Below are 23,458 nucleotides of genomic sequence, written 5' to 3' on the forward strand. Positions count from 1 at the left end.
GATCAGACATGTTCACCGCTCGTTTTTGAACCGTGAATCACGCCGCAAAACGGAAATCAATGGGTCCTGACCCTAGACAATATGCAATGGAAACAAGAGGCGGATCAGGGGCTAATTCGGGGGTCAGTTGCACCGCTTACGCTCAAAGAATACATCAACGGATTCTACAACCCGGGCCACCGACATTCAGCACTGAGCGGGAGCATCCGGTCGCATATTGAGGGTTCGGGCATCCGTATTGAGAAAAAACCGACGCAAGCAGCGCCGGTTTTCATAGTCTCATCCTAAGAGACTGCTAACGGTGTCAGCCGAATACACGCCCCAGTGCGCCATCGACAGCATCGGTGATTTGGTCGATGTCATCCGCGGTGGCAATCAGCGCTGGTGAGAAGCACAGAGTGTTGTTCCGACCGGGGACCGAGCGGTTGGTGACGCCGATGATCACGCCTTGCGCCATGCAGTCGGCCACAACGGCCTGGGCAAGCTTCTCATCAACTGGCTCACGGGACGCGCGGTCTGCGACCAGCTCAGCCCCCAGGAACAAGCCTTTGCCGCGTACATCGCCGATGACCTTGTGCTTTTCCATCAGCGCCTGAAGGTTGCCCGTCATCCGGTCGCCCATGGCCGAGCAGTTGCCCAACAGGTTTTCATCCTCGATAATCCGCATGTTCTCGATCGCGGCCGCTGGACCGGCGGTGCAGCCACCAAATGTCGAGATATCGCGGAAATAGCCCATCGGGTCCGAGGCGTCTTCTTTGAACATGTCAAAGACTTCCTCAGTAGTTACCATGCAGGCGATGGCGGCATAGCCCGAGGCGACACCCTTGGCCATGGTCACAAAATCTGGCTTTACGCCATATTGTTGGTAACCGAACCAGGTGCCGGTGCGGCCCACGCCGCAGACGACCTCGTCGATATGCAGCAGGATATCGTATTTCTTGCAGATTTCCTGTACGCGCTGCCAATACCCTTCGGGCGCTTCGATCACGCCGCCACCGGCGGTCACGGGCTCAAGGCACAGGGCGCCAACCGTATCGGGGCCTTCGCGCAGGATCACCTCTTCGATCTGATCCGCGGCCCATTCGCCGAAATTCTCTTCGGGCGCGCCGTCCAGCTCGTGCTTGCGGTATTCCATGCAATGCGGCACGCGGATGAAACCGGGGGCGAAAGGCCCGTACTGCGCGTTGCGCTCGTCCTGACCACCTGCCGACATCGCTGCCAGGGTCGAGCCGTGATAGTCGCGGTCACGGTACAAAATCTTGGTCTTCTTGCCGCCGTATTTCTTGTGGGCGATTTGGCGAACCATCTTGAACGCCTTCTCATTCGCCTCGCTGCCCGAGTTGGTGTAATACACGCGGCTCATGCCAGGCATTTTCTCGATCAGCTTTTCGGCGAACAAAGCACCTGGGATCGAGCCTGCCGAGTTGGCGAAATAGCACAGCTTCATCAGCTGGTCGTAAACCGCCTTACAGATCGATTCGCGGCCATAGCCGACATTCACAGTCCATACGCCGCCCGATACAGCGTCCAGATGCTCTTTGCCTTTTTGATCCCAGACACGCATGCCCTTACCTTCGACAATGATGCGCGGGTCGTTGGTTTCAAAGGGTTTATGCTGGATCAAGTGGTGCCAAATATGGGCGCGGTCGGCTTCGACGACGCGGGAAAGATCGTTTTCGTTGAACGTGCCGTCCATGACATGTCCTTTCAAAATTAGCGTGTGCACATCTTGCAGAGGCGGTGTTGCCTCGGCTTGTATATTCGATGGCTCAGATCAGCGTGAATGGCCAGTACAAGATAGGGCCAGATCGGGTAGGTTGGTATCGCCAGTCGGGCACAGCACAGTTATTTGGCCGCCTCAGCCCGTATTTCTACGGGTTTGTCATGGGACTATGTTTGTGTTCAATTCGCGCAACTTGCGATTTGGGAGGATCCGCAGATGACAGGGGCCAACATATATGAACGCCACTTGGATCAATGCCAAGCGAATTATACGCCGCTGTCACCGCTAAGCTTTATCGAACGGACGGCGCAGGTCTACCCTGATTACCCGTCAGTTGTTTATGGCGTCCGCCGGTATTCCTGGGCCGAAACCTATACCCGTTGTCGTCGACTGGCGAGCGCTCTGGATAGGCGTGGAATAGGGCGAGGAGATACAGTTTCGATCATCGCAGCAAACATCCCCGAACTGTACGAGGCCCATTTTGGCATTCCCATGGCCGGCGCCGTGCTGAACGCGATTAACACCCGGCTGGACGCGCCGATCATTGCCTTCATCCTGAACCATGCGGAATCCAAGGTGCTGCTGGTCGATCCGGAATTTTCTGCGGTTGTGCAAGACGCACTTGAACAGGTTGATCACGATATTCTCGTCATCGATATCGAGGATCCCAGCTTTGATGGTGGCGAGAAACAGGGCAGTCTGACTTACGATGCGCTCTTGGCCGAGGGCGATCCCGAGTTCGCATGGTCCCTGCCAGCGGATGAATGGAATGCGATCACGCTGAATTATACCTCGGGCACCACAGGCAATCCAAAAGGGGTTGTGTATCATCACCGCGGTGCGGCCCTGAATGCCCAATCTGATCTGCTGGACTGGGGCATGCCCCGGCATTCTGTCTATCTGTGGACCTTGCCGATGTTCCACTGCAACGGCTGGTGTTTCCCTTGGGCTATGGCGGCAAATGCAGGGGTCTCGGTTTGCCTGCGGGCGGTTCGGGATGAGCCGATCTATGCCGCCTTCCGGGATGAGAAGGTCACGCATTTCTGCGGTGCGCCGATTGTTCTGAACATGTTGGCCAACGCGCCTGATAACCTTAAGGATTTCGATCACGAGATCAAAGTGATGACCGCAGGCGCACCACCTCCGGCGGCTGTGGTTAAGAAGATGGAGGATATGGGGATCGAAGTTACCCATGTCTATGGCCTGACCGAGACTTATGGTCCGTCCGTGGTCTGCGCCTGGAAGGATGAATGGAACAGCAAAGAAGGCGAAGAACGCGCCGCTTTGAAGGTTCGTCAGGGTGTGCGGTATTCGGCCCTGTCCGGCCTTATGGTGGCCGACCCGGATACGTTGGAACCCGTGCCTGCGGATGGCGAGACGCTGGGTGAGATTTTCATGCAGGGCAATGTTGTCATGAAAGGGTATCTCAAAAACTCCGATGCCACGGACAAGGCGTTCCGGGGCGGCTGGTTCGCCTCGGGCGATCTTGGGGTGATGCATGCGGATGGATATGTCGCACTCAAGGACCGGTCCAAAGATATCATCATTTCGGGAGGTGAGAATATCTCATCGGTTGAGGTTGAGGATATCTTGTACAAGCACCCCGCCGTGATGGAGGCCGCCGTGGTCGCCCGCCCCGATGACAAATGGGGCGAAACACCATGCGCCTTTGTTGAACTCAAACCAGATGGGCAATCGACAGAGGCAGAGATCATCGGGTTCTGCCGGGACAACATGGCCCATTTCAAGGTGCCTAAGACGGTGGTCTTCGGTCCTTTGCCAAAGACCTCGACCGGCAAGATTCAGAAGTTCAAGCTGAGAGATCAGGCGAAGGCGTTGGGTTAAAGCTGGTCGAAGATCGACAGATCCAGATCCAGCATCTCACCCATCCAAATGGCGCGGTCGCGGTGGTCTGCCAGATGCTCGCCGGTTTCGGGATGGGTGAATATCGTCAACCCTTGCCGATTCAGCGTTAGCCAGGGAATGACCTGATCAAATGCGTCGGCTGCAAAGCCCAACTGGCAGCTCCACCTTGGATGTGGGCCTACATTGCGGGCGTGCATCCGCCCCATTGCAACTGGGAACAGGCGCACTGCTTCTTCACAGAGCTGCCGGGCGGTATCCTGCGTTTCTGCATCGAAATAGACATGGGCGTGATAGCCGATGATTTCGGGCATTGGGGCCTCCTGCATTTTGTTTTGAAGAACGTAAGGCAGGGGTCAGGCAATTCCCATTCGCATCGGCACACAGACCCTGTGCAGAGGATCAGGTGGGGGCGTGTTGATCGGGATACGCTGCGGCAAAGGCTGGGTGTTTGGCGCAGGCGGCCTCTACGCCCAGGATACGGGGCAGGTCGGTCAGATCGACCTGATAGCGGCGGGCATTGTACATCTGTGGGACCAGGCACAGATCAGCCAGCCCTGGCTGCGGCCCAGTGCAATAGGGGGTCTGTTGGAAACCGCCCAACTGGGCTTCGAACGCAAGCAGACCCGGTCGTATGAAATGGTTCATCCATTTGCCAGGCATACCTTCCGCATTCCCACTGAGCGCGGTTGCATGGCGTGCGACTGACAAATTGCAGACTGGGTGAAGATCAATTGCGATGGTTTGTGCCAGCGCCAGTGCTTGTGCGCGAATACCGGGTTCCGCAGGAAGCAACCCCAGACCCCGCGTCATGTCCAGATAGTCGATGATTGCCAAAGATTGCGTCAGCCGCAGCCCGTCAATCTCAAGCACAGGAACCAGCCCCTGAGGGTTGCGCCTCAGATGCGCATCAGATTTGTGATCTCCGGCGACAAGATCGACAGACACCGCACGATAGGTGATGCCAGCCAAGTTTAACGCGATCCGCACCCGGTAGCTGGCCGACGAGCGCCAATAATCATACAGAACTACGCCACTCATCGCTGGCCTCCTGTTTACGTCAATTCTCGTTCAGCTTGGCGGCTTTCAGGGCTTCAGACAACACCTCGGCATTTCCGATATGGTTGGCTAGCACCAGTACCAGCCGCGCATTCAGCGCGTCGCTGTCGGATTTATCCAGCCCGTCATGGGCAGCGATCAGTTCAAAATAGAAATCATCTGCATTGTCCAGATTAGGTGTGAGGATCAGTTGGGTCATCTCGCTTACTCCTTACCGGTGGCCCTGCGGATCGCCTGCCGGAATGCGTTTTCTTCGTACGTATCACGGCGGGCGGCCACGTGTTGATCGGGACGGATCAGATAAACCGCGCTGGTGGCATCCCCCAGATAGCGGCGCTTGAGCGCCAGGGTCGGATCGTCCTTAACCGACAACGCCAAGCGGGTTGCCTGAACCCCGTCTTCCTCAAGAGTGTCTGGTGCGTCGGCGTCAATCGTCAAAAGGGTAAACTTGCCCGCGAGTTTCGGCAGCAGGAACGCGGCGCCGAGGGGGGCATCCGGGCACGCTGCGCCGGGACGGGTGATATCTGGCCCGTTCAGCGCATCTGCGGAATTCAACGACGAGCCCGCATAGGTACAAGGTGTGCTCAGACGGCCGGAATTCACCAGAGGGCGCGCGAATTCGTAGTGCTCGCCCAGGTCCAGAACGGCGTCGCGCAACAAGCGGGACATCTGGGATTTCGGCGTGATGAAGTCGGTCGAGCGACTGGAATAGGCAATATTCTCATCAGCGGCCTGCACCCGTTCATGGCTGTAGCTATCCAGCAAATAATCGGGCGCTTTTCCGTCGATAACCAGCTTCAGCTTCCAACTCAGGTTGTCCGAATCCTGTACACCCGAATTGGCCCCACGCGCACCAAACGGGCTAACCTGATGGGCGCTGTCGCCGGCAAACAAGACCCGGCCATACCGGAATCGCTCCATCCGGCGACACTGGAAGGTATAGATCGAGACCCATTCCAAATCGAATTCGACATCTTCGCCCAGCATCTCCTTGAGGCGCGGGATCACATTCTCGGGCCGTTTTTCCCGTTCCTTGTCGATATCCCACCCCAGTTGCAGGTCAATGCGCCAGACATTGTCGGGCTGTTTGTGCAGCAGGGCGGATTGCCCCCTGTTGAACGGTGGATCAAACCAGAACCAGCGTTCGGAAGGAAAGTCAGCCTCCATCACGACATCAGCTATCAGGAAGTTATCTTCGAACACGCGCCCGTCGAAATCCAACCCGAGCATCCTGCGGGCCGGAGAGTGCGCGCCGTCACAGGCGATCAACCAGTCGGCTTCGATGTTGTAGGGGCCTTCGGGGGTCTCTACCTCAAGCGTGACATGGTCCTCATGGGTGCCGATCGCCTCGACCCTATTGCGGCCGCGAATATCGATTGGCGCGCCTTCAGCTTGGAGTGCGCGCAAGCGGTCCACAAGGATCTGTTCTAGGTGATATTGCTGCAGATTGATAAATGCCGGATTGGCATAGCCTTGTTCTGGCTGCAAATTGAATTCATAGATCTGTCTTGTGTCGAAAAAGACCTTGCCGGTATCCCAAAGAACACCTTTCCGGACCAAGGGCTCTGCGCATCCAAGCCTGTCGGCTATGTCCAGCGTGCGCTGTGAAAAACAGATGGCCCGGCTGCCAAAGCTGACCTTGTCATTTTCGTCCAGAACGACAACCTCAACGCCCTGTTGTGCCAGATCAATAGCTGTGGCCAAGCCGATTGGACCGGCGCCGATGACGATCACCTTGTGGCGTATTGGGGCTACGGCGTCCTGATCGGGATTTCGCGCGTAGGCGTAAAGCGGTATTTCGAAGATCTTGTTCATGGGGCTCTCCCATTGCGCTGCGCTGAGGGTCCTTTCCACCAGCCGTTCAGGCTCAGTGGTCCCGATCCCAGGGTCTCACCAATCCGTCCTGCGAAAAACGATCTGGATCAAATGCGACCGTATGTCCTTAACTCTGCAAGGCTTCCCACATCTCGAGATCTCGTTGGGCGGTCCAGATGCGCGGGGTGTCGATCCCGCGCGCCTCGTCATAGGCACGGGCGACGTTGAAGGGCAGGCAGTGTTCATAGATCGCGTAATCGGCGAATTTCGGGTCGCATTCGGCGCGCACCGCGTCCCATGCTTCCTTCAGACTTCCTCCGCGCGCCGCAACCTTGGCTGCCGGACGATAGGTGCTGTCGACAAAATCGCGGGTGTTTTCGATGGCTGCATTGACCATGTCCTTGCCGACCAGGGCATCGCCACGGCCTGGCGCAATGGCGTCGACATCAAACCACTTGATCTCATCCAGTGTATCGCCCCAGTCGCCGAAATGCCCATCGCCGCAGTAGCAGGCCGAGTGATACTCGACGATGTCACCGGTAAACATCACATTCTGATCGGGTACATGGATCACGATATCGCCTGCTGTATGTGCGCGGCCCAGATGCATCAGGTCAATCCGACGTTTGCCCAGATACACCGTCATGGTGTCGCTGAACGTGGTCGTTGGCCAGGTCAGACCGGGAATGCTTTCGTGCCCTTCGAACAGGCGCGGGAAACGCTGGAACTCACTGTCCCAATCTTCCTGTCCCCGTTCCACCACCATCGCGCGGGCCATGTCTGACATCAGGATCTGCTGCGCCCCAAAGGCGCTGGCACCGAGAACACGGACGGCGTGATAATGGGTCAGCGCCACATGCGTGATCGGCTTGTCGGTGACCGAGCGCACGCATTCGATTACCTTGTTGGCCAAACAGGGCGTCGCCTGTGCCTCGACAATCATGACACTGTCATCACCGATGATGACGCCCGAATTCGGATCCCCTTCGGCGGTAAAGGCATAAAGCCCGTCTCCTACCTCGGTGAACGAGATTTTCTTTTCCGACATGTCCCCCTGGGACGCAAATGCCTTGGCCATTTGTGGTTCCTTATCGCGAGTATGGGTTTTCGAGAGCGGGCAGCACGGTTCCGGCACATTCGCCAAATCCGATCGTGTACCCTTTCCCCTTGGCCGCTCCTGTCAGGGTCAGCGTGTCGCCATCCTCGATAAAGCTGCGGCTTTCGCCGGTTTCCAGTGTCAGCGGCTCTTTCCCGCCCCAGCTGAGCTCCAGCAACGAACCGCGCTCGGGCTTTGTCGGACCAGAGATCGTGCCGGACCCCAGCAGATCACCTGTGTTCATCGGGCAGCCCGACGTCGTGTGATGGGCCAACTGCTGTGCGGCGGAATAGTACATCTGACTATAGTTTGTTCGCGCGATTGTGGTTGCGGCCTTGCCGTCCGGAGCCATCGTGATCGACAGATCAATGTCATACAGCATCGGGCCGGTCTCTTTGAGGTGACCCAGCAACTCAAAATCCCGCTCGGGCGTGTCACAGCGGAAAGGTTCCAGCGCCGCCTTGGTCACGATCCATGGGCTGATCGACGTTGCGGTTGCCTTGGCCTGAAACGGCCCAAGCGGCTGATACTCCCACGCCTGAATATCGCGGGCGGACCAGTCATTCAGAAGGACATAGCCAAAGATATTGTCGTCTGCCTCTTGTACGGAAATTGGTCCGTCAGAGGGCGTGCCCACGATGGCGCCCATCTCAAGCTCGATGTCGAAACGACGGCTGGGAAGGAAGGCCGGAAGGTCCTGATCGGGGGATTTCAACTGGCCCCAGGGGCGGCGGATATCTGTTCCCGACACCACGACCGAAGACGCCCGGCCATTATACCCGATGGGAATATGCAGCCAGTTAGGGGGCAATGCATTCTCTGGTCCACGGAACATGGTGCCGACATTTTGGGCGTGGTGCCGACCGGCGTAGAAATCGGTATATTCGCTGACAGCAAAAGGCATGTGCAGCTCGGCATCTACCTGCGCCACAAGCAAAGGCGCGACGTCATCTTGTGCCGCGCTGCCTTCGGCCAGCAGATCCATCAGACGGTTGCGCAGGGCGGCCCAAACGGCGGGGCCTTGCTCCATCAGCGGGTTCCAGAAAGGCAGGTCGAACAGCGGTTCGTCGTCCAGAACGACCAGTCCCTCGGCCTCGGCAGCTGTGACATCAAGGATCATTTCGCCGATTGCAACACCACAATGCGGGTCTTCGCCGCCTGTCGAAAACACGCCATAAGGCAGGTTGTTCAAAGGAAAAGGGTGATCGGCAGAATTGGCCGAGCTCACCCAGGATTTCTTCAATGGCATTTTGTCTCCAAACCTTTGTCAGGGGCCAAGATTTTTCGTCGAAAAATCTGCGACCTCAATCGGAATTATTTCTTGCCCGGTGTACCGTCGAACTTTTTCTCAAGCGACGTCCAGCAGTCAATGTAATCATCCTGCAGCGGGGCCTCGGTCGCTGCAAATGATGTCAGATGCTGCGGGAACCGGGTTTCGATCATGAAGGACATCGTATTATCCAACTTATCCGGTCCAAGGTTCGAATTCGACGCGTTGTCAAAGGCATCCTGGTCAGGTCCGTGCGGCAACATCATGTTGTGCAGACTCATGCCGCCGGGAACAAAGCCCTGTGGTTTGGCGTCATACTGGCCATAGATATTCCCCATCAACTCAGACATGATGTTCTTGTGATACCAAGGGGGGCGGAACGTATCTTCGGCCACCATCCAGCGTTCTCGGAACAGGACAAAGTCGATATTGGCCGTGCCCGGTTGTCCAGACGGCGCGGTGAGTACGGTGAAGATCGACGGGTCAGGGTGGTCAAACAGGATCGCACCCACCGGGCAATATGTGCGCAGGTCGTATTTGTACGGGGCATAATTGCCGTGCCAGGCGACTACATCCAGCGGGCTTTGCCCAATCTTTGTGGTGTGGAACTGCCCGCACCATTTGACAGTGACGCTCGATGGTACCTCACGGTCTTCATAGGCCGCGATAGGTGCCTTGAAATCTCGTGGGTTAGCCATACAGTTGGCGCCGATCGGGCCGCGTCCGGGCAGTTCGAATTTTTGCCCGTAATTCTCGCAGACAAAGCCGCGGGCAGGGCCCTCAAGAACCTCAACCCGATAAACCAACCCGCGCGGCAGAATGGCGATTTCCTTGGGCTCAAGGTCGATGATCCCCAACTCGGTCGCAAAGCGCAGGCGGCCTTCTTGAGGCACCACCAGCAATTCGGAATCGGCCGAGAAGAAATAGTCATCCACCATCGATTCGGTGACCAGATAGATATGGCTGGCCATCCCGACCTGCGTATTCACATCCCCTGCTGTGGTCATCGTGCGCATGCCTGTCAGCCATGTCAGCCCATCTCGGGTATGAGCGACGGGGTCCCAGCGATACTGGCCCAGGCTGGTCACATCTGGGTCAACACAAGGTGCCGATTTCCAATAGGGCAGGTCGATCTTATTGTAGCGATGCGAATGCTTCACCGAAGGGCGGATACGATAGCACCAGGTGCGCTCGGGTGGGTTGGCGGTAAAGGCAGTGCCGCTCAGTTGTTCGCCGTATAGCCCATAGTTGCAGCGTTGCGGGCTGTTCATGCCCTGCGGCAGCGCACCGGGTAGGGCCTCGGTTTCGAAATCATTGCCAAAGCCGGGCATATAGCCCGGATGGGTGCCAGCGGGCGTACTGGCCTGGATCATTTTATGCGGGTCTGTCGGATGGTTCATCCTTGGCTCCTGCTGTTTTCTGCTTGTGAGATAATAGTTGATTTTGTAACTAACAAGCATGACAAAGACAGAAAGTACCGAAAGAGACGGGTTTGATCTGCTGGATTTCCTGCCCTATCTGCTGAACCGGGCAGCCGAAGAAAGCGCACTGGAATTTCAGCGTGTATACAAAGACCGCTATGGGATGCTGCGCACGGAATGGAGAGTGTTGTTTCATCTGGGCAATTACGGAGAATTGAGCGCGAAAGAAATCGGTCAACGCGCCCGGATTCACAAAACCAAGATAAGCCGCGCGGTCAGCAGGCTTGAGCAGCGCCGATTTCTTGTCAGAACCGTCAGCCAGACGGATCGCCGCGTTGAACATCTTGCATTGACCACGGCCGGACGGTCGGTTTATCGCGAATTGCGTGGTATTGCGCAGCAATATGATGCTCAGCTTGCCGCAATGTTCACAGAAAACGAGGCTACCTTGTTGCGCAAAATGTTGCGAAAGCTGGCTGATATGAATTGACCTCTGGTAATTCGAACCCTTCGCTCCCAGATGGAAGCCAGAGCGGACACAGGAATGTGAAATGACAGCCCCGAACCAAAACGCGGCAAAATCAAATGATCTGATCAACTGGCTGGTGACGCGGGGCCTTGAAGGTGCCGAAAAAGAAGAATTGCTGGATGGCTATTGTACCCGTCTGATTGAACTTGGTGTGCCCCTGATGCGATTTCACGCGGCGCAATCGGCGCTGCACCCGGTATATGGCGGCACCGGATACAGCTGGTATCAAGACACCGGCGGTGACTATCAGAAATTCGAGTATTCAGAAGAGACCAGAGAAGACTGGATGAGCAGTCCTCTATATGCGATTTTACATCACGATCTTGACGGCGTCCATGAACGCATGGTCGATCAGAACGAGCCCAGCCGCTATCCATTGATCAATGAATTACGCGAAGCTGGTGCGACCGAGTATTACGCTAAAGGTGTGAATTTCGATCCGCGGTCGCAGACCTCAAAAAAAGCCGTAGATGGAGTCCTGTTGTCGTGGGCCTCGAACGCGCCGGATGGGTTTCGGGAACAGGATCTTGACCTTATCAATACGGCTCTGCCCCATTTGGGCCTGGCACTAAAGTCAGCCTCGAACGCGCGGATATCCAAAGATCTGATGCGCGTCTACTTAGGTCGGGATGCTGGACGGCGTGTTTTGTCGGGTGAAATTCGTCGCGGATCCCTACAGCAGATCGACGCCGTGATATGGAATTTCGACCTTGAAGGCTTTACCAGCCTCTCCGAGAATCTGCCCGGAATCGAGATCATCGATATGTTGAACGACTATCTGGCGGTTGCCGTTGGCGTCGTGCACGATAATGGCGGCAATATTCTGAAATTCATGGGCGATGGACTGATGGCTATGTTCAATGTCGGCGAGATTGAAGAGGACGTGCAGGCGGCCCTGCAGGCGGTTCCCATGTTGCAGGACCGGATCGCCGAACTGAATGCGCAGCGCGAATCCGCTGGACTGCCGGTGGCCAACTTCACACTGGCCTTGCATGCGGGCGAAATTCTGTATGGCAATATCGGTTCTGAGACACGTTTGGATTTCACGGTGATCGGCCCAGCGGTGAATCAGGCCGCGCGTATCGCTGGGATGCATCGGTCCTTGGGGCAACGGATACTGATCTCGGATGACGTAGCCCGCGCGGCGCAGCCCTACGATCAGGATCTGATCTCGGTGGGGCGCTATATGCTGCGCGGTGTGGCCGAACCGAAAGAGCTGTTTACGGTTTATAGTGTTGCCGGAACGCAATCAGGCGTTTGAGCGTCCGGTTTGAGCCCATATTAGCGATTTTCTGCAACGCGGCGTAAGTCAGCTTCCGCAAAATCGGATGCAGTCTAACCGCTTGACGACAGAAAAATTTCAGATTAGCCAACGTACAGGCTGTGGACGCCTGCCTCCCGCTGACTTTTGTCTTGGTTAAGTTCTGCGACTTAATTCTCTATCTACCTCTTTCCGCATATCGCGCGGATGGTAATGCGGGTCCCATCTCAAATTGCGCGATCAGGCAAGAGAGATATGGGACATGACTGATACCCCCACTAATACATTCACCGATGGGCCGCTTGGCACCATCTACTTTAGGACCGCATTTCCGATCATTTTCGTGATGGGGATGAATGGGCTTCTGTCTGTTGCAGATGCGCTGTTTCTGGGCATTTATGTGGGTCCTGATGCGCTGGCTGCGGTCACGTTGATGTTCCCGATCTACATGCTGATTGTGGCGCTTTCCACGCTTGTGGCGAACGGCATGTCGAGCCTTCTGGCGCGATCCCTTGGCGCGGGTGACATGAACGCCGCGCGTGCCACGTTTGCAGGCGCACACGGGCTGGCAATTGGATTGGGCGCAGTCCTGATAGTGTTGTTCCTTCTATTGGGCCAGCCAGTTGCATTGCTGGCCGCTGGTGGGTCAGAGACTTTGGCCCAGATGGGGGTGGTCTACCTGCGGATTACGGTGTTTTTCTCGCCACTGTTGTTCGTGTTGTCAGTCAATTCTGATGCGTTGCGCAACGAAGGGCGCGTGGGCTTCATGGCGGCGATGAGTCTGTTGGTTTCGATTGCAAACATCGGGTTCAACTACGTACTAATCGCCGTTCTGGACATGGGCGTCGCTGGGTCAGCCTATGGAACTGCGGCGGCACAAGCGCTCGCGTTTGCGATCATTTTTGCGTTCCGATTGTTTGGGGAAACATCGCTGCGTCCTGCGACCTTGCTGTCCCATTCCGTATGCGGAAAATGGGGGCGGATCCTCGCACTGGGTGCACCACAAAGCCTCAATTTCATTGGACTAGCTCTCGGGTCGGCCGCGATTATCTCAGCCCTGCAATGGATTGGTCGTCCGGGTTATGCCGACGCAATTACTGCTTACGGGATCATCACGCGAGTCATCACCTTTGCTTTCCTGCCTCTTCTGGGCTTGTCGTTTGCAATGCAGACGATCACGGGCAACAACTATGGTGCTGAACTTTGGCAAAGGTCAGATGCAAGCCTGCGCATGGCACTTTGGGTCGCGTTTGTTTATTGCGCAATCGTACAGGTCGTTGTGATTAGCATGCCTAGCCGGATCGCCAGCGCGTTTGTAGACGACACGTCGGTCATTGCAGAGGTTGCGCGCATTTTGCCGGTAATGACATGTGTCTTTTTCCTGTTGGGCCCGTTGATGATGATTGCGACCTATTTTCAGGCGATTGGATCTGCAGGAAAGGCAGCCCTTCTAGGGCTGACAAAACCTTATGCCTTTGCGATCCCGTTGACTTTCCTGTTGCCCCTCTGGTTTGGCGAAGTTGGCATCTGGTATGCGGGCCCGCTGGCCGAAGTGATGATGTTGGGTCTCACTGTTGTAGTGTTGTGGCTCTCCGCCCAAGACCCAGAGTTAAAATGGGGTATTTTCCACACCAAAAAAGGAGTGGCGTCATGAACACGCAATTTCCGTCAGCTACGCAAGCCAAGGATCAAGCTAAGCGTTTGCGCACAAAATTGACCGAAGAAGGGGCATCGATTGGCCATGCCAAGTCCCTCGAGTTGGTCGCCCACCAACACGGGTTCCGCGATTGGAACACGATGTTTGCAGCCATCGGAAACGGACCACCCAATGGATGGGCCATCGGGGACAAGGTCAGCGGAACGTATCTATCGCAACCGTTCACGGGGCATGTGGTCTCTATTTCGATCATGAAACCAGGATGGTTCCGGTTAGAGCTGCACTTGGATGAAGCCGTAGACGTTGTCACATCCGAAGGCTTCTCAAATTTCCGCTCGCGCATTCGTGGTGTAATTGGTCCCAAAGGACATTCTGTTGAACGGACAAGCGACGGGCAGGCGCACCTTCAAATCAATTTATGCTGACTGGGAAATCCGGTTCTTAAATTTGTCAGCGGCTGTTGGCGCGATTGAAGCCGATGGCGGTCTTGTCCCGTAACCTGTGAATATGTCGTATTAGAAATTCTGCGCAATCGGCGAATGGCAGATTTTGCCGCTGTCTTGCGGCGGCGGAACCTGACCTCTTACGGAGATTTTCGTGCGCGAGCGCGCGCAGCAAAAATACCGAAGGTACAGATTGGGCTCAAAGCCTTCATCTGACAGTTTTTGTATGGTTCAAACGATCAGAAGTGGTGGTCGATGTCTGCTGTGCGGACAAACATGCCCCTGGTATTTTCCGCTCGAATGACCGCTTTGTACGCTTTGTGATCGCGGTGAAAAACATCTCTGGCGGGAAGTAGGCCTTCGGTGGTGATGTAAAACTGAACGGTTGCTGGATAAGATCAAACCTTCAATCTGACAGAAACAGTAGACTTCTTTCTGTGGAGAAAGCCTCTGATTGAGTTATGTAAATTGCAAGATTATCGAAGTCCTTTTGATCTGTTTGAAACGAACCCACGTTGTTGGCTTCGAGTACTGATTGATGGACCAAACCAAGGTTAAAAGGCCAAGAAGGTTTTTCCGTGAGGACCAAAGACGGCAATTGCCCAGCACCTGCACTCCGATTTTCTCTGGTAGGAAACTGAAAACACTGCATTTTCAGATCCTGAGTCTCTAGTATCCGGACCTGATACCGAGAGGCTTCCAAACAATAAAGCCTAGCCATCTTTTCGCATGGAAATACCGTTCATCCAACGTTCACATTCTATATATGCGCTTTTCATCTCTGCGAGCCATATTGTCCTACTGAATTTAAATACCGTTGGTTCACAGAAACAACCGACGAGTAACCATACCGCTGCTCAGAACACCGGCTTGTTCAGAGAACTTTGGCTCACTCTCACCATATACGGTGAAATGAAACATACCGGTTTCGTTATCTTTGTCTGTTACGCACGCCCAGACAGTTGTGTCGCAAACTTTTCGAAAGACTAGAACCAGTGTTATGCTTTTTCACAACCCACCTTTTCAATGTGGCGTGGTCAACTCGCACACTGCGTTCAGCCATGATCTCTCTATTACTTGCCCACGTAGTGCAAGTCCGCCAGCCACAAAGAAGTGCCTCTTCTGACCGTGAACTTGAAGTCAGTCTGGCCGTCATTCAAACCTGCACGCAGAAGATCGGCAATCGTATCTTGCCCATCGATATTTTCATCTGTCGGAAAATATGCTGTCAGCTGGTCGTTCGGTTTCAGAGTTGTGCCTGGGCCTACATCTTCTGGGACATGAGCCACGCTCGTAACCCATTTTCCATTCTCTGCATATTGAGTTTGAAAAACGACGCCATTCGACAAGGTCGTGTCTTGTACGACACCCAGTGTAACGTCCCGCACTTCGACACCGTCTCTTGGGTTAGAAAGCCCGATGGTCACATCCATGGTTCCCTCTTGCGAAGGAGTAGCCCCAGATTGAAGTAGAACGGCAGCGATGGAGTTCAGATCATTGATTTCAATCCCATTGACAGAGTCAATACGCAGCCCCGCGTGAACCCAAACAGGGGCCTCGCTAGCGACGTATTCCACAGTATCGGGACTATCCGCCGACGCTACAAAAGGCAGAAGAACCTTCCATTCAGACTTCACTGAAGTCGGCCCTAAATCCTGAACGATTTGAGTGGTAGTATCAGCTTCGACATTCGCCTGATCTGTGTCGCCAGTGCTCACTTTAGCAGCAACTTCATCGTTAGCCTGCGCGCGCGATTCTGCCTCTGCCATCGCCATTTCGACTGCTTCGATCTCAGCCTGTGCTCGGGCTTGCGCTTCTGCCGCGGCTTTGGCTGCCGCTTCGACTTCGGCCTGCGCGCGGGCTTCTGCCTCTGCCGCGGCTTTGGCGGCCGCTTCAACCTCGGCTTGCGCGCGTGCTTCTGCCTCGACAGCGGCTTTGGCACGTGCTTCGGCTTCGGCTTGGGCCGCCGCCTGAGCAGCCGCTTCGGCCTCAGCCTGTGCACGAGCTTCCGATTCGGTTGCCGCTTTGGCGCGTGCTTCGGCTTCGGCCTGAGCCGCTGCCTGAGCTGCGGCTTCGGCCTCAGCACGCGCTATGGTCTCTGCCTGCGCGCGGGCTTCGGCTTGGGCCAGTCGTGCCTCGGCTTCTGCGACCCGTGCGGTGGCATCTGCGATTGCTTCTGCTGTCGCCGCTGCTTCGATCTCAGCTTTGGCGCGTGCTTCAGCTTCGGCAGCCAAAACGTCCTCTTGCGTTGCTTGTGGCTCGGAGGATGGTGAAAATGCTCCGATGGCCAGCACGCCGACTACGGCACCTACAACTCCAAATGCCAGCAGCCCGCCGGTTATTGCGACACGGTTGATTCCGCCGGATGAAGAGACCGCAACTCTAACATCCTGTTCAACGGCGGTCGGTTCGGTCAAGTGATCTATCGCCTCGAGCCACTCATCAGCGGTTTGAAAGCGATCCTTTGGCATCGCCGACATAGCCTTGTCGAGCGCTTCGAGAAAGACGTCATCATACTTATCAGAGCGCCCCTGCAAAGGTTTGCAAGGATCGGGCTTTTGCTCGGCAATCGCAGAAACCCGAGTCTGGCTGTCTGGCGCGCGCTCTCCGGTGATCACATGATAGAATGTTGCCGCCAAGGAATAGAGGTCGCTAAACGGTCCTTGCACGCCGTCAGTGACATAAAATTCCTGTGGGGAATAGCCATCCTTGACTGCGCGTAAGGCAGACAAAACACGGTTTGTTTTCCTATTTTGCTCACGCGCAGCACCAAAATCAATCAATACAGGTATCTTGTTGGGTCCGACCAGAATGTTGTCAGGCGATATGTCCCGATGCAACATCCCTTGCTTGTGCATAAATGCGACCGCATCCAGAATCTGCCGCAGGATCGACATGACATCGGCTTCGTCCAGCTGGGTTTCAGCGTCGTCGATTGCGTCCAAAAGGTCCGGGCCTTCAACGAAGTCCAGTGCCATATAGGCGGTGTCGTTGTCCTCAAAGACTTGGTGCACACCAACGATATTGGGGTGATCCATAGTTGCCAGGCGCTGGGCTTCGTTGATGAAGTGCCGCACAATCTGGCGAAGATCTTCTTTGTGTTTTTGCACACGAGCCTTCACCAGCAGATTCTGTCGGCGCGCGAACATGGCTGGAAAACACTCTTTGATAACCACCTTGCGGTTGAGACTGTCATTGGCCAGATAGGTAATGCCGAAGCCGCCGCTGTTCAGGTAGTGGTCAATTTTGTACTGACCATGCAACAACCGGGCGCCGGCAGGGAGATCATCTGCGGAAGAGGCTCCGATCATCTGACCCGTATCTTCATCACCAGTCGTTACTAGTTTCATTACGTTGCCCATGCCTCGTCCCGTCCGTTATCGTCCCTTGCACATCAGGAATTATTCAATTTCCAATCACAAAACGTTTCTCAGTTATACACACTCTTTACGCGAGTCCGTTTGTTTCGTGATTTCCAGTATGCACACTGTTCGATCCAAGTTGGTCAGCGTAGGAAGTCAGTACATACAAACGTTTTACTTTTGCTTTATCGGAACCGGAACCATTGAACGGTTAAGCTATTTTGCAAAGGTTCACGACGCCTTCAAACATGTGATAATCTCAATCAAACCTTGTTTTAGCTATATGTTAGATCTTGGCTTTCAGATTAGCGGCAATGCAAGACGATCGAATGCCACGAGAGTAGTGGCGGCGCATGTTGTTTACCAACTGCGCGAAGATTTCGACCGAACGATTAGAATTCATGAATGTAGCCTGGTCAATTGACCCCTCAACTGGGGTGCGGATGGACATCAGCGTCTTGTAGCCACCTATGATTTCCAGAGCCTGAACCACGCAATCGTAGTCTACTGTTTCACCTTCGCATGAGTCGCAGTAGCGTTTTACGATGTTCAAGTATTTATCGGTTTCACTGATGCGAGAAATGCTTTCGTTCAAGCGAACCAAATCGACACTTTCAGGCAAGTCCGAGCCCCGGCCCAGCATCACTGTCGTGAACTGGTTGGCTTCGTCGGAAAAATGCTGATTGAGGTTCAACAGTCGTGCCAGTCGTTTGAGACCCAACAACCCCGAAACACGTTTGGGATTGGATTCTTCCACAAAGGCCCGCATCGTGATCGCCTTGTTTTCCCGCGCCATATAAGCTTCGATCCACTTGAGAAAACCGGCTTCGGACAGGCCGTAGTTTTCTGAAGGCATGGAATTGATCAGATCAAAGCGGCCGTTATTCAGTGTATTCCACAATACATACTCGGCGCCTTCAATCTCACCATGAGTTTGCAGTGCTATCGCATTGCTGATTGGCTGACGACCAACCCGATATCCAAAGATGGCCTCGCCGTGTTTTTGTAGGGCAGGATTGCTCAGAGCAAGCAACCAGTTTACGGTTCCCTTATCGGGATCCGGTGCACGAAGAAGCTGGTCTCGTGCCTGATGATTGATCAAGTAATCGGAAAATCCTCCAGGTACAGTATCGCGATCGATCTGACCAAGGATCATTTGCGCCGATGTGTTCCCCTGACTGGCCGCTTCCGACAAACCTTGCAGGCCTACGGCCTCGCTACCATTGAGCCAGCTGTCTACTGCGGATTTGTATGGGTCTTCCTGCGCGACAGCCGCCCCTGACAATTGCAGTAGGAAAACATTGGCCAATACTGCGAGCATTCTCATACGACGTTACTCCATTGAATTATCGTCTTGGTCACTGACCGTTGTATTCCCGTTCCGAAGCTGAGTTGGCGCTTCGCTACTGGGATGTGGTGACAACGTCTCGCAACCAGACTTCCACTCGGCGGTTGATACGGCGACCATTCTCAGTGTCGTTGCAACTTAGCGGCGAGATCTCACCATAACCCAGAGTTCGGATGGTTAACCCGTCCAGGCTGTTGGTAGGCGCTGCTTGTAGCAACGCATTGCTAACTTGTTTGGCACGCTGCTGACTGAGTGACCGGTTGGATCCCCCAGCGCCGACAGAGTCTGTGTATCCGATCAAAAGAAGTTCTTTGTTTGTGGTTTCTTCCTTGGCAAGCAACGAAGCAAGGCGCCTTATGTCGTCCTGTGCCCGCGTATCCAGGCGAGAGGATCCGAATGCAAACCGAAAGGTTATAGAACTACGGTCGGCACCGGACAGCTCAGCGGACATTTCCTGCAACTGTTTCAGGGTAACCTCTGCATCGGTTGGCATTACTGCGCCAAGATAGCGTAGTCCCTGCTCATTGGGGCCTTGCAGGGATTCACCAAGTGACACAAAGCCCGAAGCATCAATTGTCTCTTGCGCCTTTTCGCTTTCGAGGAATTGCATGAAGCGGTTCAACTGTGCTGGCGCAGTTTTGCCGGTATATGCATACAAGCGTCGGCTAAGCGGGTATTCTTCTGTCTTGATGGTGAAAGGTGTCGCTGGAACCTGAATTCCACAAACACCGCGAATTGCAAGAACCTTGGCCTCATCAGCACTTGCGAGGCTGGTAATTCCGATACCAAGCGGATCAGAAGCAACTGCTGCAGCCAATTCCGTGTCTGTTTCGAAAAAGCTTGTATCGCTCGCGTATGTTGCGCCCACGGGGTTCATGATCAGGTCATTGAAAACCAACGCAGTTCCGCTTTCAGGCGCTCGCATGTAAAGCTGGATCGGGGCATCGGGCCCACCAATCTGGCTCCAGTTGGATATGGCTCCGGAAAATATTCGCGCTAGATCCTGTTCGGCGACTGCCCGCAGTTGGTTACTTTGCGATGTAATAACAACTAGACCGTCCAGCGCAAAAATTTTCTCGTTTTCACTCGTGGTGATATCCCCGAGTCCAGCCTGCGATGCGCTCGCCAGCTCGTCGGGTTGAGCAGGGCGTGTGGTCACGGCCAGTGCCGAGTTCCCATCGACCAGTTGTTTGATCCCGTCTGCGGAGTCACCACCCATCAAGGAGACTTCGGCCAAAAACTCGCCTAGCTCGTTACGGAGCAGTAGCTTATCGACACCTTCTTCCTCAGAGCGCAAAGCAGTGCCGCCAATCTCCTCACCGAATTGCGTCGTAAGATCAGCGAATAAGACATCGACCAGGCGAGAAGAACCTGAAATGCCATATTCGACTGGACCTTCGTTCCGACTGGGGCAGGCTTCGCCAATGCATTCAACTTTGAAAGCGTCAACCGTGATTGTACCAACCACCGTTCGGAGTTCGTAATTGGCGCCATCAAAATCTATTAGCTCTCCGGTCAGAGTCATTCCGCCGTCTAAACTGTTCAACTGAACAGTTTCAGCGTTTGCCATGGTCGCGACGGACAACATCAACGCACCAGAGGTAGTTTTCAGGACCCGATTTAACATTTTCCTAACCTCAAACTTCTGATTATTGATTCTCGTTTTACTCAAGGTTGTTTCGCAAAAACTGATACAACCTTCATAATTTCTTAATGACGTAGCGGTACCCGGGAAGTTTAGTCAAGGCTGCAGCGGGGATACATAAAATTGCCTTGCTTCCCCCCACTTATGGACACGTTTGAGGCAGATTCTGACCACAGTTGGCGCTCTTTCTTAGCTTGTATCCGAAGCTGACGCGATTCAACGTCGAATTGAGTCGTGATTTTAGGGGCTCAGGTTTTCCCTGAGATTTCCCAGAACGAACCTCATACCTTTCTTGCCACGCATTCGCAGCCTTTGACCCAGGTGATTCTTAACTATTTCGGGCACTCGAACGGTTCTGTTGGAAAGTTCTGAACCCGGCGAGCGGTTTCAGCAATCGCTCGTGAGTTAGGCCGCGAGCTTGGCGAACTGCCGAAACGGACAGAATCCGGGTGTGAATTGCCCCTTGCGGATTATGTGAGGGACTTCGATATCATCCAAAGTTGCCGCTGCTGAAGCGAAGGGGTTGTGTCGCAAACTTTAAATGACGCGTACGGCACATGTGTGGGTTCAAGCCATTTAGATCAGCTTCAGCCACACTGGATGGCATTGAGGTAGTCAACATGATCCGGAAGAAACAATTCTCTAGTAATACAACCTCTGGCTTTCGGGTGTTTGCTGAGATCGCAGGATAATTGGGTCTAGCATAACGCTGGTTCTAGTCTTCGAAAAGTTGGCGACACAACCTTTGGGCCAGTCGCAAACGCGCAGCACTCCAGTTGGAGTCGTAGATGCCCATCATCGAGCACAAGCTGCAACTACACTTCGATTGTGAGGTATATTATTTTTGACACTGAGTATAATATTTCATACAACGTGTAAGTAATAATCGACTCACTAGAAGTGTTCTGTCCAATAGGGATTTCAGAAATGACCTACCAAGATCGCAATACGGTCGTCTCGATCTTCGTGAACCTCGCCGTTAGTGCATTTGTCGTTTCACGGCTTCTGGATATGAATGCCTCTGGATTGTTTGATGGCCCAGACGCTGTAAACAACTGGGCCCGCATGGTGATCTGGCTGATCCCCCTGGGCGTCGTGGTCACCATCATCGGCACCATACTGTTCAACATTGGGTTTGCGATTGTTACTCACGAACCCAAACCCAGCTTCGTCGTTGATGAACGTGACAAGATGTTCGAGCGCCGTGGCAGCTACGCCATCATTATCTTCGCGGGTGCGGGTTTTATCTCAGCTGTCGTCGCCATGGCTCTCAACGCATCAGCGCTCACTGGCTTCAACATCATCTATTTCGGAATGGCCTTCGGATCCCTGTCAGCAGATATTGTCAAATTTGCTAGCTATCGGCGGGGGTACTGATCCATGGGCAAGCTCAGGATCACCAACAACATTAGACGTCTACGCTTTGACGCAGATGAAATGACGCAAAAAGAACTCGCCGAAAAGGTTGGAGTCACCCGACAAACCATCGTTGCCATTGAAAACGCCAAATATTCACCAACGCTCGAACTGGCGATATTGATTTCTCGTGTATTCGACAAGCCCCTCGAAAAAGTCTTCGACGTCCAAGACGCCAGCTAAATCATCGCGTCTGCTGCACCCTACCAAAGGATTAGATATGTTCATCAAACCCACCCGGTTCTGGAATCTGATGGCGAGATCCTATGCCCGCCGTCCGGTCCAAAACCAAGCCGCCTATGAATACAAACTGGACATAACTGCAAGACACCTGTCCCCCCAAGACCGCGTCCTGGAATTTGGCTGTGGCACAGGTACGACGGCGCTCATTCACGCCCCAAAAGTCGCCCATATCGACGCCATCGACTATTCATCCGAAATGATCTCAATCGCCCGGGAAAAAGCCGACGCGCAGGGCAGCAAGAACATCAACTTTGAAGTCAGCGCGTTCGAGTGCTGGCCTATTCCGGCGAAGGGTCAACAGTATGATGCCGTACTGGCTATGTCGATCCTGCACTTGGTACTGGATCTTGACGCGACACTGGACCGTGTTCGTAGTTCCTTGAAGGAAGGTGGCCTGTTCTTCAGCTCGACGGTCTGCCTGGAAGGTCTCGAGAAGTTCGTCATACCAGCTCTCGGGACCATTGGCCTATTGCCCAAGATCCGCGCCCTGACGCAAGAAATCCTTGTAGAGCGTATGCAAGCTCATGGGTTCGAAATTGAACAAAAGTGGCGTCCCGAAACGGGTTCGACTGCTTTCATCATCGCAAGGAACCGCGGTTAGTTCGTTCGACTTCTGACAACACTGACCCAGCCGTTCATGCACGCCGCCGAGAACGGCTGGAGAGAGCCCTGATTGACCTATGCTGAAACACGCATGAATGTCTGCTATGGGGCAAGCAAAGCAATAGCGATGGTTGAGGCGATGATGCGAAGTACAATGTGGCGACGGATTGATGTCGTGGGCACAGAAGCCTGTTCGGTTAACTGTAACGGAACGTCTCGCGTAATCTCGGGCATGGCTGTCTACGTAGTTGAAAATTCTCCTGTCAGAATAGCTTATTCCGTGACCTGTAATGACGAATGGGAGTGTAGCGCCGCCACCGTACAGCGTTGGATTGGGGCAGATAGGGTTGATCTTGTTTTAGTGAAGCAAGGCGATGGTACATGGACCTCGAATGACAAAGTTGTGGATGCTGTTGATGAATTGCTCGACATCGATCTTGGGTTACACCGGCCACGAACACGAATGCGATCAAGCGACTCCAGCTAGGGATTGGAGATCAGGCAGAGTTCACTGCTGTTTGGTTGGATGATGAAACCTGGACATTCAAACCGCTGAAGCAACGATATGAGCGGCTGAACGAGAATACCTATAGGTACACTTCGATCAATAGTGGATACGAAGCAAGTTTGACTGTCGATGGATTTGGTTTCGTTCGAGTTTACCCTGAGTATTGGAAAGCAGTAATAGCTTAGGCCCAACAAGG

19 protein-coding genes and 1 pseudogene are annotated in these 23,458 nt (G+C 54.3%); 9 read left to right on the plus strand and 11 right to left on the minus strand.

Annotated elements, in window-relative coordinates:
* Positions 1-304: 304 nt before the first annotated feature.
* Positions 305-1,696: an aminotransferase family protein gene (locus AC2FFB_RS16410; protein ID WP_496694529.1), complete on the minus strand. Its 1,392-nt coding sequence runs from the start codon at positions 1,694-1,696 to the stop codon at positions 305-307.
* Positions 1,697-1,939: 243 nt separating this feature from the next.
* Between AC2FFB_RS16410 and AC2FFB_RS16415 the strand changes: the two genes are divergently transcribed.
* Entirely contained in the window at positions 1,940-3,568 is a 1,629-nt protein-coding gene (locus AC2FFB_RS16415) for an acyl-CoA synthetase (RefSeq protein WP_496875197.1), read from the plus strand.
* Here the strand turns inward: AC2FFB_RS16415 and AC2FFB_RS16420 are convergent.
* The 7 genes from AC2FFB_RS16420 to hmgA all read right to left on the minus strand — a co-directional run bounded on the left by AC2FFB_RS16420 (position 3,565) and on the right by hmgA (position 10,226).
* Positions 3,565-3,900: a DOPA 4,5-dioxygenase family protein gene (locus AC2FFB_RS16420; RefSeq protein WP_142639094.1), complete on the minus strand. Its 336-nt coding sequence runs from the start codon at positions 3,898-3,900 to the stop codon at positions 3,565-3,567. The genes AC2FFB_RS16415 and AC2FFB_RS16420 overlap by 4 nt on opposite strands.
* Positions 3,901-3,988: 88 nt before the next feature.
* Positions 3,989-4,627 carry a maleylacetoacetate isomerase gene (gene maiA / locus AC2FFB_RS16425; protein WP_271951495.1) on the minus strand — a complete coding sequence of 213 codons (639 nt, stop codon included), beginning with the start codon at positions 4,625-4,627 and terminating at the stop codon, positions 3,989-3,991.
* A 19-nt stretch (positions 4,628-4,646) separates the two neighbouring features.
* The gene (locus AC2FFB_RS16430; protein WP_271951493.1) at positions 4,647-4,844 is read right to left on the minus strand and encodes a DUF2783 domain-containing protein; all 198 of its coding nucleotides are present in this window, start codon (positions 4,842-4,844) and stop codon (positions 4,647-4,649) included.
* A 5-nt stretch (positions 4,845-4,849) separates the two neighbouring features.
* Complete coding sequence (locus AC2FFB_RS16435) at positions 4,850-6,460, minus strand: FAD-dependent oxidoreductase (protein ID WP_496875198.1); 1,611 nt, start codon at positions 6,458-6,460, stop codon at positions 4,850-4,852.
* A gap of 127 nt (positions 6,461-6,587) precedes the next feature.
* Entirely contained in the window at positions 6,588-7,538 is a 951-nt protein-coding gene (locus AC2FFB_RS16440) for an MBL fold metallo-hydrolase (protein ID WP_496875199.1), read from the minus strand.
* A 10-nt stretch (positions 7,539-7,548) separates the two neighbouring features.
* Complete coding sequence (gene fahA / locus AC2FFB_RS16445; RefSeq protein WP_271951488.1) at positions 7,549-8,805, minus strand: fumarylacetoacetase; 1,257 nt, start codon at positions 8,803-8,805, stop codon at positions 7,549-7,551.
* 65 nt (positions 8,806-8,870) lie between these two features.
* A complete protein-coding gene (gene hmgA / locus AC2FFB_RS16450) occupies positions 8,871-10,226 on the minus strand; it encodes a homogentisate 1,2-dioxygenase (protein ID WP_496714045.1) in 1,356 nt (451 codons plus the stop codon).
* Positions 10,227-10,284: 58 nt separating this feature from the next.
* Here hmgA and AC2FFB_RS16455 point away from each other — a divergent pair, with 58 nt between their 5' ends.
* The 4 genes from AC2FFB_RS16455 (at position 10,285) to AC2FFB_RS16470 (ending at position 14,119) form a co-directional block, all read left to right on the plus strand.
* Entirely contained in the window at positions 10,285-10,737 is a 453-nt protein-coding gene (locus AC2FFB_RS16455) for a MarR family winged helix-turn-helix transcriptional regulator (protein WP_142639108.1), read from the plus strand.
* A gap of 61 nt (positions 10,738-10,798) precedes the next feature.
* Positions 10,799-12,037, plus strand: a complete 1,239-nt coding sequence (locus AC2FFB_RS16460) for an adenylate/guanylate cyclase domain-containing protein (protein WP_496714044.1) — start codon at positions 10,799-10,801, stop codon at positions 12,035-12,037.
* Between the two features lie 262 nt (positions 12,038-12,299).
* The gene (locus AC2FFB_RS16465; protein WP_496875200.1) at positions 12,300-13,691 is read left to right on the plus strand and encodes an MATE family efflux transporter; all 1,392 of its coding nucleotides are present in this window, start codon (positions 12,300-12,302) and stop codon (positions 13,689-13,691) included.
* Positions 13,688-14,119, plus strand: a complete 432-nt coding sequence (locus AC2FFB_RS16470; protein ID WP_271951480.1) for a glyoxalase superfamily protein — start codon at positions 13,688-13,690, stop codon at positions 14,117-14,119. Before AC2FFB_RS16465 ends, AC2FFB_RS16470 begins: the two co-directional genes overlap by 4 nt.
* Positions 14,120-15,210: 1,091 nt before the next feature.
* Here the strand turns inward: AC2FFB_RS16470 and AC2FFB_RS16475 are convergent.
* The 3 genes from AC2FFB_RS16475 to AC2FFB_RS16485 form a co-directional block, all read right to left on the minus strand.
* Entirely contained in the window at positions 15,211-17,487 is a 2,277-nt protein-coding gene (locus tag AC2FFB_RS16475; RefSeq protein ID WP_496875201.1) for a serine/threonine protein kinase, read from the minus strand.
* Positions 17,488-17,785: 298 nt separating this feature from the next.
* The gene (locus AC2FFB_RS16480; protein WP_271951478.1) at positions 17,786-18,808 is read right to left on the minus strand and encodes a hypothetical protein; all 1,023 of its coding nucleotides are present in this window, start codon (positions 18,806-18,808) and stop codon (positions 17,786-17,788) included.
* 94 nt (positions 18,809-18,902) lie between these two features.
* Positions 18,903-20,519, minus strand: a complete 1,617-nt coding sequence (locus AC2FFB_RS16485) for a phosphate ABC transporter substrate-binding/OmpA family protein (protein ID WP_496694520.1) — start codon at positions 20,517-20,519, stop codon at positions 18,903-18,905.
* Positions 20,520-21,419: 900 nt separating this feature from the next.
* On the opposite strand from AC2FFB_RS16485, the gene AC2FFB_RS16490 reads away from it, so the two are divergent.
* The 4 genes and pseudogenes from AC2FFB_RS16490 to AC2FFB_RS16505 all read left to right on the plus strand — a co-directional run bounded on the left by AC2FFB_RS16490 (position 21,420) and on the right by AC2FFB_RS16505 (position 23,447).
* Positions 21,420-21,869 (plus strand): hypothetical protein, encoded by a 450-nt coding sequence (locus AC2FFB_RS16490; RefSeq protein WP_496875202.1) that lies wholly within the window; start codon positions 21,420-21,422, stop codon positions 21,867-21,869.
* Positions 21,870-21,872: 3 nt separating this feature from the next.
* The gene (locus AC2FFB_RS16495) at positions 21,873-22,091 is read left to right on the plus strand and encodes a helix-turn-helix transcriptional regulator (RefSeq protein WP_496690345.1); all 219 of its coding nucleotides are present in this window, start codon (positions 21,873-21,875) and stop codon (positions 22,089-22,091) included.
* 37 nt (positions 22,092-22,128) lie between these two features.
* A complete protein-coding gene (locus AC2FFB_RS16500) occupies positions 22,129-22,752 on the plus strand; it encodes a class I SAM-dependent methyltransferase (RefSeq protein ID WP_496875203.1) in 624 nt (207 codons plus the stop codon).
* A 156-nt stretch (positions 22,753-22,908) separates the two neighbouring features.
* A pseudogene (locus AC2FFB_RS16505) lies at positions 22,909-23,447 on the plus strand (putative glycolipid-binding domain-containing protein).
* The last annotated feature ends 11 nt before the right edge of the window (positions 23,448-23,458 follow it).

The sequence above is a fragment of the Ruegeria sp. YTSA219 genome (assembly GCF_059609985.1).

Coding starts and splice junctions, on each gene's coding strand:
- AC2FFB_RS16410 (WP_496694529.1), bottom strand. CDS start 1,696: ATGGACGGCACGTTCAACGAAAACGATCTTTCCCGCGTCGTCGAAGCC.
- AC2FFB_RS16495 (WP_496690345.1), top strand. CDS start 21,873: ATGGGCAAGCTCAGGATCACCAACAACATTAGACGTCTACGCTTTGAC.
- AC2FFB_RS16420 (WP_142639094.1), bottom strand. CDS start 3,900: ATGCCCGAAATCATCGGCTATCACGCCCATGTCTATTTCGATGCAGAA.
- AC2FFB_RS16460 (WP_496714044.1), top strand. CDS start 10,799: ATGACAGCCCCGAACCAAAACGCGGCAAAATCAAATGATCTGATCAAC.
- AC2FFB_RS16455 (WP_142639108.1), top strand. CDS start 10,285: ATGACAAAGACAGAAAGTACCGAAAGAGACGGGTTTGATCTGCTGGAT.
- AC2FFB_RS16490 (WP_496875202.1), top strand. CDS start 21,420: ATGACCTACCAAGATCGCAATACGGTCGTCTCGATCTTCGTGAACCTC.
- AC2FFB_RS16475 (WP_496875201.1), bottom strand. CDS start 17,487: ATGAAACTAGTAACGACTGGTGATGAAGATACGGGTCAGATGATCGGA.
- AC2FFB_RS16415 (WP_496875197.1), top strand. CDS start 1,940: ATGACAGGGGCCAACATATATGAACGCCACTTGGATCAATGCCAAGCG.
- AC2FFB_RS16430 (WP_271951493.1), bottom strand. CDS start 4,844: ATGACCCAACTGATCCTCACACCTAATCTGGACAATGCAGATGATTTC.
- maiA (WP_271951495.1), bottom strand. CDS start 4,627: ATGAGTGGCGTAGTTCTGTATGATTATTGGCGCTCGTCGGCCAGCTAC.
- AC2FFB_RS16440 (WP_496875199.1), bottom strand. CDS start 7,538: ATGGCCAAGGCATTTGCGTCCCAGGGGGACATGTCGGAAAAGAAAATC.
- AC2FFB_RS16465 (WP_496875200.1), top strand. CDS start 12,300: ATGACTGATACCCCCACTAATACATTCACCGATGGGCCGCTTGGCACC.
- fahA (WP_271951488.1), bottom strand. CDS start 8,805: ATGCCATTGAAGAAATCCTGGGTGAGCTCGGCCAATTCTGCCGATCAC.
- hmgA (WP_496714045.1), bottom strand. CDS start 10,226: ATGAACCATCCGACAGACCCGCATAAAATGATCCAGGCCAGTACGCCC.
- AC2FFB_RS16435 (WP_496875198.1), bottom strand. CDS start 6,460: ATGAACAAGATCTTCGAAATACCGCTTTACGCCTACGCGCGAAATCCC.
- AC2FFB_RS16500 (WP_496875203.1), top strand. CDS start 22,129: ATGTTCATCAAACCCACCCGGTTCTGGAATCTGATGGCGAGATCCTAT.
- AC2FFB_RS16470 (WP_271951480.1), top strand. CDS start 13,688: ATGAACACGCAATTTCCGTCAGCTACGCAAGCCAAGGATCAAGCTAAG.